General features: G+C 64.5%; 10 protein-coding genes. 9 read left to right on the forward strand and 1 reads right to left on the reverse strand.

Annotated elements, in window-relative coordinates; genetic code table 11:
- The 5 genes from AC1DWI_RS09040 to AC1DWI_RS09060 all read left to right on the forward strand — a co-directional run.
- Window positions 1–453 (forward strand): amino acid ABC transporter permease (locus tag AC1DWI_RS09040; RefSeq protein WP_477724702.1); only part of this gene is annotated, 453 nt, incomplete at its 5' end.
- Entirely contained in the window at window positions 443–1,219 is a 777-nt protein-coding gene (locus AC1DWI_RS09045) for an amino acid ABC transporter ATP-binding protein (protein ID WP_477671449.1), read from the forward strand. The genes AC1DWI_RS09040 and AC1DWI_RS09045, both read left to right, overlap by 11 nt.
- 12 nt (window positions 1,220–1,231) lie before the next feature.
- Window positions 1,232–1,888, forward strand: a complete 657-nt coding sequence (locus AC1DWI_RS09050) for a DUF1989 domain-containing protein (protein ID WP_477671448.1) — start codon at window positions 1,232–1,234, stop codon at window positions 1,886–1,888.
- Between the two features lie 204 nt (window positions 1,889–2,092).
- Complete coding sequence (locus AC1DWI_RS09055; protein ID WP_477724703.1) at window positions 2,093–3,259, forward strand: MFS transporter; 1,167 nt, start codon at window positions 2,093–2,095, stop codon at window positions 3,257–3,259.
- A 28-nt stretch (window positions 3,260–3,287) separates the two neighbouring features.
- Entirely contained in the window at window positions 3,288–3,566 is a 279-nt protein-coding gene (locus AC1DWI_RS09060) for a hypothetical protein (protein ID WP_477671446.1), read from the forward strand.
- A gap of 33 nt (window positions 3,567–3,599) precedes the next feature.
- On the opposite strand, the gene AC1DWI_RS09065 is transcribed toward AC1DWI_RS09060, so the two are convergent.
- A complete protein-coding gene (locus tag AC1DWI_RS09065; protein WP_477671445.1) occupies window positions 3,600–4,658 on the reverse strand; it encodes a DMT family transporter in 1,059 nt (352 codons plus the stop codon).
- Window positions 4,659–4,787: 129 nt separating this feature from the next.
- Here AC1DWI_RS09065 and AC1DWI_RS09070 point away from each other — a divergent pair, with 129 nt between their 5' ends.
- The 4 genes from AC1DWI_RS09070 to AC1DWI_RS09085 all read left to right on the forward strand — a co-directional run.
- A complete protein-coding gene (locus AC1DWI_RS09070) occupies window positions 4,788–5,231 on the forward strand; it encodes a hypothetical protein (RefSeq protein ID WP_477671444.1) in 444 nt (147 codons plus the stop codon).
- Window positions 5,232–5,344: 113 nt separating this feature from the next.
- On the forward strand, window positions 5,345–5,680 hold the full coding sequence (locus AC1DWI_RS09075) for a hypothetical protein (protein WP_477724704.1): 336 nt from the start codon (window positions 5,345–5,347) through the stop codon (window positions 5,678–5,680).
- 8 nt (window positions 5,681–5,688) lie between these two features.
- Entirely contained in the window at window positions 5,689–6,858 is a 1,170-nt protein-coding gene (locus AC1DWI_RS09080; RefSeq protein ID WP_477671442.1) for a TolC family protein, read from the forward strand.
- 24 nt (window positions 6,859–6,882) lie between these two features.
- A partial coding sequence (locus tag AC1DWI_RS09085; protein WP_477724705.1) for a multicopper oxidase domain-containing protein occupies window positions 6,883–7,411 on the forward strand: 529 nt, incomplete at its 3' end.

Consider the following 7,411-nt stretch of genomic DNA (forward strand, 5'->3'; position numbering starts at 1 on the left):
ATGCAGCTCTTCCTGGCCTATTTCGGCCTGGCGCTTTTCGGCATCAATGTGCCGGCCTGGGTGGCCGCCGCGGTGGCGCTGACGCTTTACACCAGCGCCTACCTCGCCGAAATCTGGCGCGGCTGCGTTGACGCCATCCCCAAAGGCCAATGGGAAGCCGCGCAAAGCCTGGCGCTCAACTTTGGAGAGCAGCTCAAGTACATCGTGTTGCCGCAAGCTGTGCGCATTGCCGTGCCGCCCACCGTGGGCTTTCTGGTGCAGGTCATCAAGGGCACGGCGCTGGCCTCGGTGATTGGTTTTATCGAACTGACCAAGGCCGGCACCATGATCACCAACGCCACCTTCAAACCCTTTGTGGTGTACAGCTGCGTCGCGCTGATGTACTTCGCGCTGTGTTTCCCCGTGTCCCTGTATGCCCGCAAGCTTGAGAGGAAAGCCAGAAATGGACGCTAACGTCGCATCATCCCCCGCAACAACTTCGTCCGACAGGACTCTTGTCGAGATCAATCAACTTCGCAAAAGCTTCGGAGCCAACGAGGTTTTGAAGGGCATTGATCTGGAAGTCAAGGCCGGCGAAGTGATCGCCATCATCGGCAAAAGCGGCTCGGGAAAAAGCACGCTGCTGCGCTGCATCAACGGGTTGGAAGTCTTTCAGAGCGGCACGCTGCGTGTGGACGGCAAGCACCTTTTGCACGACAGCCCGCAGGTCATGCGCGAGCTGCGCCAGCATGTCGGCATGATCTTCCAGAGCTTTAACCTCTTCCCGCACCTGACCGTTGGCAAAAACATCATGCTGGCACCGACGCTGGTCAAGAAGACGGCCGGTGCCCCCGCAGAAGAACACGCGCGTGCGCTGCTGCAACGCGTGGGCCTGGCCGAAAAATTCGAGTCCTGGCCCGACCAGCTTTCGGGCGGGCAGCAACAGCGCGTGGCGATCGCGCGCGCACTGGCCATGCAGCCTTCGGTGCTGTTGTGCGACGAGATCACCTCGGCGCTGGACCCTGAACTCGTCGGTGAAGTGCTGCAGGTCGTGGAAAGCCTCGCCGCCGAAGGCATGACGCTGCTGATGGTGACGCACGAGATGAACTTCGCCCGCAAGGTCTGCGACCGAGTGGTCTTCATGCACCAGGGCCGCGTGCACGAGATCGGGCCGCCCGACGAAGTGTTTTCGAATCCGCAAACCGCCGAGCTGAAGCAGTTCCTCGGGATGATCCAGTAACCTGGGGAATCCATGACGCCCGGCGCCCTGCACATCCCTGCCGGCCACGGCAAGGCGCTGCGCCTGCAGGCCGGGCAAGCCGTGAAGGTCATCAACACCCACGGCACGCAGGTGGTCGATTGCTGGGCGTTCAATGCCTACGACCTGAACGAATTCATGTGCATGGAAACCACCCGCGTGTGGAACCAGCACCTGAATCCTGTCGTCGGCGACTCTTTCGTCACTAACCAGCGCCACCCCATCCTCACCGTGGTGGAAGACAGCACGCCCGGCGTACACGACACCTTCATGGCCGCCTGCGACCGCCGCCGCTATGAACTGTTGGGTGTCAARGGCTACCACCGCAACTGCTGCGACAACATGTTTGAAGGCATGTTCGAGCTGGGCCTGACGCCGCCACGCGCCATCCTCGCTTCGTTCAACATCTTCATGAACATCCGGGTGCAGCCCGACGGCATCACACTCAAAACCCTGCCCACCGTGACGAAGGCCGGTGACTCGATCACGCTGCGCGCCGAGATGGACTGCTTTGTCGCGTTTTCCGCCTGCCCGCAGGACATCGTGAAAATCCAGGGTGCGGGCGACAACACGCCGCAGCCGGTAGACCTGGAAGTGCTGCAAAGCACATCAACCCTGCCCGCCAGCGGGCCCTGGATCCCGCAAACCTGACGGGGCCGCGCAAGACCGCCTTTCACCCGCTCCTGCAGGATTGGGTGAGTTCCCGCACAATAGCGGTGACGTCTTTTTGTTGCTCTCAATTTGATAGCTGCTTGCGCTGATTCCGGTTGGGCCGAAGGCCGATTTGTTGCCTAACCGCTCGCCCGCCCGCAACCATGCCTTCACCCTGATCTGCCCACCGGATTCCTGCTGCCCATGACTGCCATGCCGCCCATTCTCTATTTCTTCGCCCTGTGCAACCTCGTGATCGGCAGCGGGGCTTTTGTGCTCGGCGGCATCCTGCAGCCCATGAGTGCCTCGCTGGGCATCAGTGTGGCGGCCGCCGGCCAGGCCATGACGGCATACGCCATTGCCACCGCGGTGCTGGCGCCCCTGCTCATCATCCTTACCGCCAGGTGGCCACGCAAGCGCGCCGTCCAGCTGGCACTCAGCCTGTTTACCGCCGGTTGCCTGGTTTGCGCCGTCGCGCCCAACTTTCCCCTGCTGCTGCTGGGCCGCGTACTGATGGGAGCAGGTGCCATGTTCACCGCCGCAGCATCGGCGCTGGCGGTCAGCATGGTGGTGCCATCGCTGCGCGGCAGGGCGCTGTCCATCACCTTCCTGGGCATGAGCATCAGCTACGCCGTGGGCTTGCCGATCGGCGCCTGGCTGGGCTTTGAGTTTGGCTGGCGCGTGCCGGTCTGGCTGTCGGCCGGGGCCAGCCTGGCGGCGCTGATCGCGGCGARCTGGCTGATCCCGGCCGACATGGCCAGCGCAGGCACCAGCTTTGCGGGTTTCCGCGCCGCAGCGCGCCAGCCCGCGGTGCTGCGCGTATGGGGCCGAACGCTGCTGTATTTCATTGCCATCTTCAGTGTTTTTGCCTATGTCGGTCCGGTACTGCAGGCGCTCAACCCCATGAGTTCAGCGCAGCTTTCCGCCACGCTGGCCGTCTTCGGCCTGGCGGGCGTGGCCGGTACGTTGATGGGCGGCTGGGCCACCGACCGCTTTGGCGCACTGCGCAGCATGCGCGTGCAGCTGGCTGTGCTGGTGGCGATGATGTGCCTGCTGCCGCTGACGCGCGGCCATGTGCCGGCCACCATGGCCGTGCTGGTTCTGTGGGGCATTGCAGGTTTCGGGCTGATGGCACCGCAGCAAAGCCGGCTGGCCACCTTGTCGCCCGCACAGGCACCGCTGCTGCTCAGCCTCAATGGCTCCATGCTGTACGTGGGCACGGCGCTGGGCGCTGTGGTCAGCGGTGCGGTGCTCGATCAGGTGGGTTTTGCGCAGCTGGGCTGGGTCGGCGTGCCTTTTGGTTTGCTGGCCATGCTGACGCTGGTGTTCGACCGCATGCCGGCCCGGGTGCAGGTGTCCGCCGCCGCCTGAACGTCCCTTCAAGCTCCACAACCAGAACATGACACCCCAACAGCAACTCGAAGCATTGCAGGACGCACTGCAGCAACTGCGCAGTGACGGCATTCGCGCGGGCACCTTTGCACAAATGGCTGCGCAGCAGCAAAGCCTTGCAGCTGCCTTGCCGGCCCGCTTCAGTGATGTGCTGTCGCAACTGCTCAACCGGCTGGAGTCCGCCGCACTGTTCACCGAGGAAAGCTGTTCATTCAGCCAGAAGGAATTGCTGGACAGCCTGCAGCTCTGGATCGACAAGGCGCAGCTGCAACTTCAGAAATCCTGAGACCTGTTTGCGGTCTAAACGAGGCCGTCTTCTTCAGCCACCGGAATGCCCGTGGCGGTGATGGGCGTCAGGGTAGTGCGCATGGCTGTGGGCCAGGGGCTCATGGCGGTGGCGATGTGAATGCATTCCTGGAACCGCCTGCGCATGCTCATGCGGGTGATGCGCGTCATGCGCATGCAGGTGTTCATGTTCCAGCGCTTCGTGCCGATGCATGTGCGCATGATGCTCGGTCAGGTGCAGCCAGATGCCGATGGCCATCAGCAAGGCGGCACCCACCAGTTGCCAGGTGACGGGCTCGGCAAGAAACACCACGGAAAACAATGCGCCCACAAAAGGCGCCGTCGAAAAGTAGGCACCGGCCCTTGATGCCCCAAGGTGCCGCAAGGCCACCACAAAAAGCGCCAGGCTCACGCCGTAGGCCAGCAGGCCGACCGCCATCGCGGCGGAGATTTGTACCGCACCCGGCAACGCCGCGCCTGCCAAAAAGGCCAGCAGCAGATTGGTGACACCGGCCACCAGCCCTTTCACGCAGGCAATCCATGACGCATCCACCAGCGACACCTTGCGCGTGAAGTTGTTGTCCAGCGCCCAAAAAAAACACGCCAAAGTCACGGCCAGCGCGGGCCACAGCGCGCTGAATGTTGACCCCGCCGTGGCCGCTGCCTGCTGCGGCCAGCTCAGCAGCACGGCACCCGCCACGATAGCGGCCATGCCCGCCGCAATACGGCGGTCAAAATTTTCCTTGAACACCATCCAGGCAAGCACGGCGGTCAATACCGCCTCGGCATTGAGCAGCAGGGCCGCATGGCTGGAAGGCATCGCCGACAGGCCGTACATCAGCAGCACCGGCGCCAGCCCGCCGCCACACAGCACGGCCGCGGCCAGCCAGCGACCCTCGCCGCGGTTCAGGCGTGGCCGGGCAGCGCCGCGCAGGCGCCGATAAATCGCCAGCCCCAGACCTGAGCCCAGGTACAAAAGCCCGGCGAGTATCCAGGGATTGACCTGGCCGAGCAGCGACTTGGCCAGCGGCGTGCCCGCGCCGAACAGGAAAGCCGAGGCCAGGGCGGCTGCAACGCCAGGCTTCAAAAGCATGGAATGAAGTTTCAAAGGACGAACCTGCTTGTCATGAGTGATCACAACAGTTTCCACTGCCGGCCTTGCGATGGCAAGCTTAACGGCTTGCCGCGGGAACTTTTTAAACGCATCGCCTATCATTCACCCATGCGCCACCTGCTCTTCGCCCTGATGATCGCCCTGCTGCCCTTGCGCGGCTGGGTGGGCGATGCGATGGCGACGCAAATGGCCGCAGCCCATGTGCAACACGGGCGGCTTGCTTCCGTGGAACAGGAACAGTCCGCTACCAAAACGATAGCTGCTTCCGCTCACCACATGGGGGTTGAGGGCCATTCAGGCCACGAAGAGACGTCGCCCGAAGCAACCATGGCCATGCACGACTGCGCCGGGCAAACCTCGGGGAACACCCCCCAGTCGAGCGATACCGGCTGTGAATCCTGCGCGGCATGCCAGGCCTGCCATACGGTCGCGCTGTCGCTGGCGGTGCCGGACCACAGCCCCGTTTTCCAAGGGCGCAGCCTGCTGCGTCCAGCGTCAGACCAGTTCGCCAGCGCCGACGCCGCGCTGGGCCAAAAACCACCCATTTCCTGATCTCCAGGCCCGTACTGGGCCTGTACTTGCCGTCCGGCAGGGCCTTTCAGGCTCTTGACGCCGGATACCCGCGATTTTCCGCAAATCGCCCCGCTTGTATCCAGGAGATTCTTGTGACCATTCGTTTCATTTCCCGCCCGCGCACAGCGCTGGCCCTCGCGCTGTTTTTCATCGGTTATGCCGGGGCCYATGCACAGACAGATCCCTACCCCCGGGTGAACCCCCGACCCACCGAACAAGCTGCCAGCCCGGGCACGCTGGTGCCATCCACCCCGTACCAGTCCGTATTTGTGAACCGTCCGCAAGGCGTGGAGCCGGCCAGCGATGACTGGAAAAAATCCAACACCACTGCGGGCCAATTCAAAAAGGGGCATGCCGACCTGCTGAAATGGGAAGAGGCCCAGGCACCACGAACCGAACCTGCGGCGCCCGCCGCCTCGAAACCATGAAGCCCGGCATGACCTCCGCTGCCGGCCACCGCCACACCGCTCCACGTCTGGGTTCATTGGCGCTGCTCATGCTGGCCCTCGCGGGCTGCACAACGGCAGTGCCCGACGGCGGCGTGAGTGGCCTGCAGGCGCTGGCCGCCCCGCAACCGGGCGGCTCGGGCACTTCGCCCCCCGTGCTCATTGCGCGGCCGGGCAAAGACAACAGCGCCGCCGTTGCCGACCTGCTGAAAGGCCCGCTCAGCGCAGAAAGCGCGGTGCGCATTGCACTGCTCAATAACCCCGGCCTGCAACTGTCCCTGGCCGGCGAAGGCGTCAACATCACGGATGCCGTGTCTGCCAGCCCGGCCAAACTCAAGGCCGCGCAAGACATCACCCTGCTGTCAAGCGATACCCGCAAAGCCTGGATCAACGCGGTGGCTGCCGCGCAGACAGCGCGCTTTATGGACGAGGCCAGGGAGAACGCGGAGACCGGCGGCGAGCTGGCGCGCCGCATGGCACGCGCAGGCAACTGGAGCAAGCTGCAGCAGGCCCGCGAACAACTGCTGCTGGCCGAGGCCACGGCGCAATTGGCGCGCGCCCGGCAGGCCGCTTTCAGCGAGCGCGAAAAACTCGTGGTGGTGATGGGCCTGTGGGGCACGCAAGCCGGCTTCACATTGCCCGAGCGGCTGCCCGACCTGCCCCCGAAAGCGGAAGACATGCCGGACATCGAAAGCCGCGTGCTGCAGCAGCGGCTGGACCTGCGCCTGGCGACGGCGCAATGGGCAGGGCAACGCGCCATCCGGCCCCAACCCGGTGCCGACGGCCTGTGGGACACCCTGGGTGATTCGGCACGTGTGCGCGAACTGGCGGTCAGGGCGCGCAGCGAAGCACGCGAGGCTTACCACAGCTACCGCACGGCCTACGACCTGGCACGCCACTACCAGACGGAGGTGATGCCGCTTTACCGCTTCATCCAGGATGAAACGGTACTGCGCTACAACGGTATGCTCACCAGCGTCTTTGACCTGCTGGCCGGCGCCCGCGCGCAGACCCTGGCCGCTGCCGGCACCATCGAGGCGCAACGCGACTTCTGGCTTGCCGAAGCCGACCTTCAGACGGTGCTTGCCGGCGCATCGCCCGGCACGGCCTCGTCCAGGCCTTCCGGCAAAACCGGCGCCGCCACAGCCGCAGCGCACTGAGCGCCCCCCAACACAAGGAATCCCATGAATCGACGAAATTTCTTTAACCGCGCGGCGCTGACAGCGGCAGCTGCCGCGTCCGTCAGCAAGGTGGCGATGGCCGCGCTGCCGGAACCCGTGACGATGAACAAGCCCGATACCGCGCCGCCGCTGGCGCCGCCGAACGGCCGGCCCTACAACCCGGTCGTCACCCTGAATGGATGGACGCTGCCCTGGCGCATGAACAACGGCRTGAAAGAATTCCACCTGGTGGCGGAGCCGGTGGTGCGCGAAATGGCACCGGGCTTCAAGGCCCACATGTGGGGCTACAACGGCCAGAGCCCGGGCCCCACGATTGAGGTCGTCGAGGGCGACCGCGTTCGTATATTCGTCACCAACAAACTGCCCGAGCACACCAGCGTCCACTGGCATGGCCAGCGCCTGCCCAATGGCATGGACGGCGTGGCCGGGCTGAACCAGCCGGCGATCCCGGTGGGCAAGACGTTTGTGTATGAGTTCGCGGCGCGGCGCCCCGGCACATTCATGTACCACCCGCATGCCGACGAAATGACGC

It is taken from the genome of Polaromonas sp. P3_C2 (genome assembly GCF_056402675.1).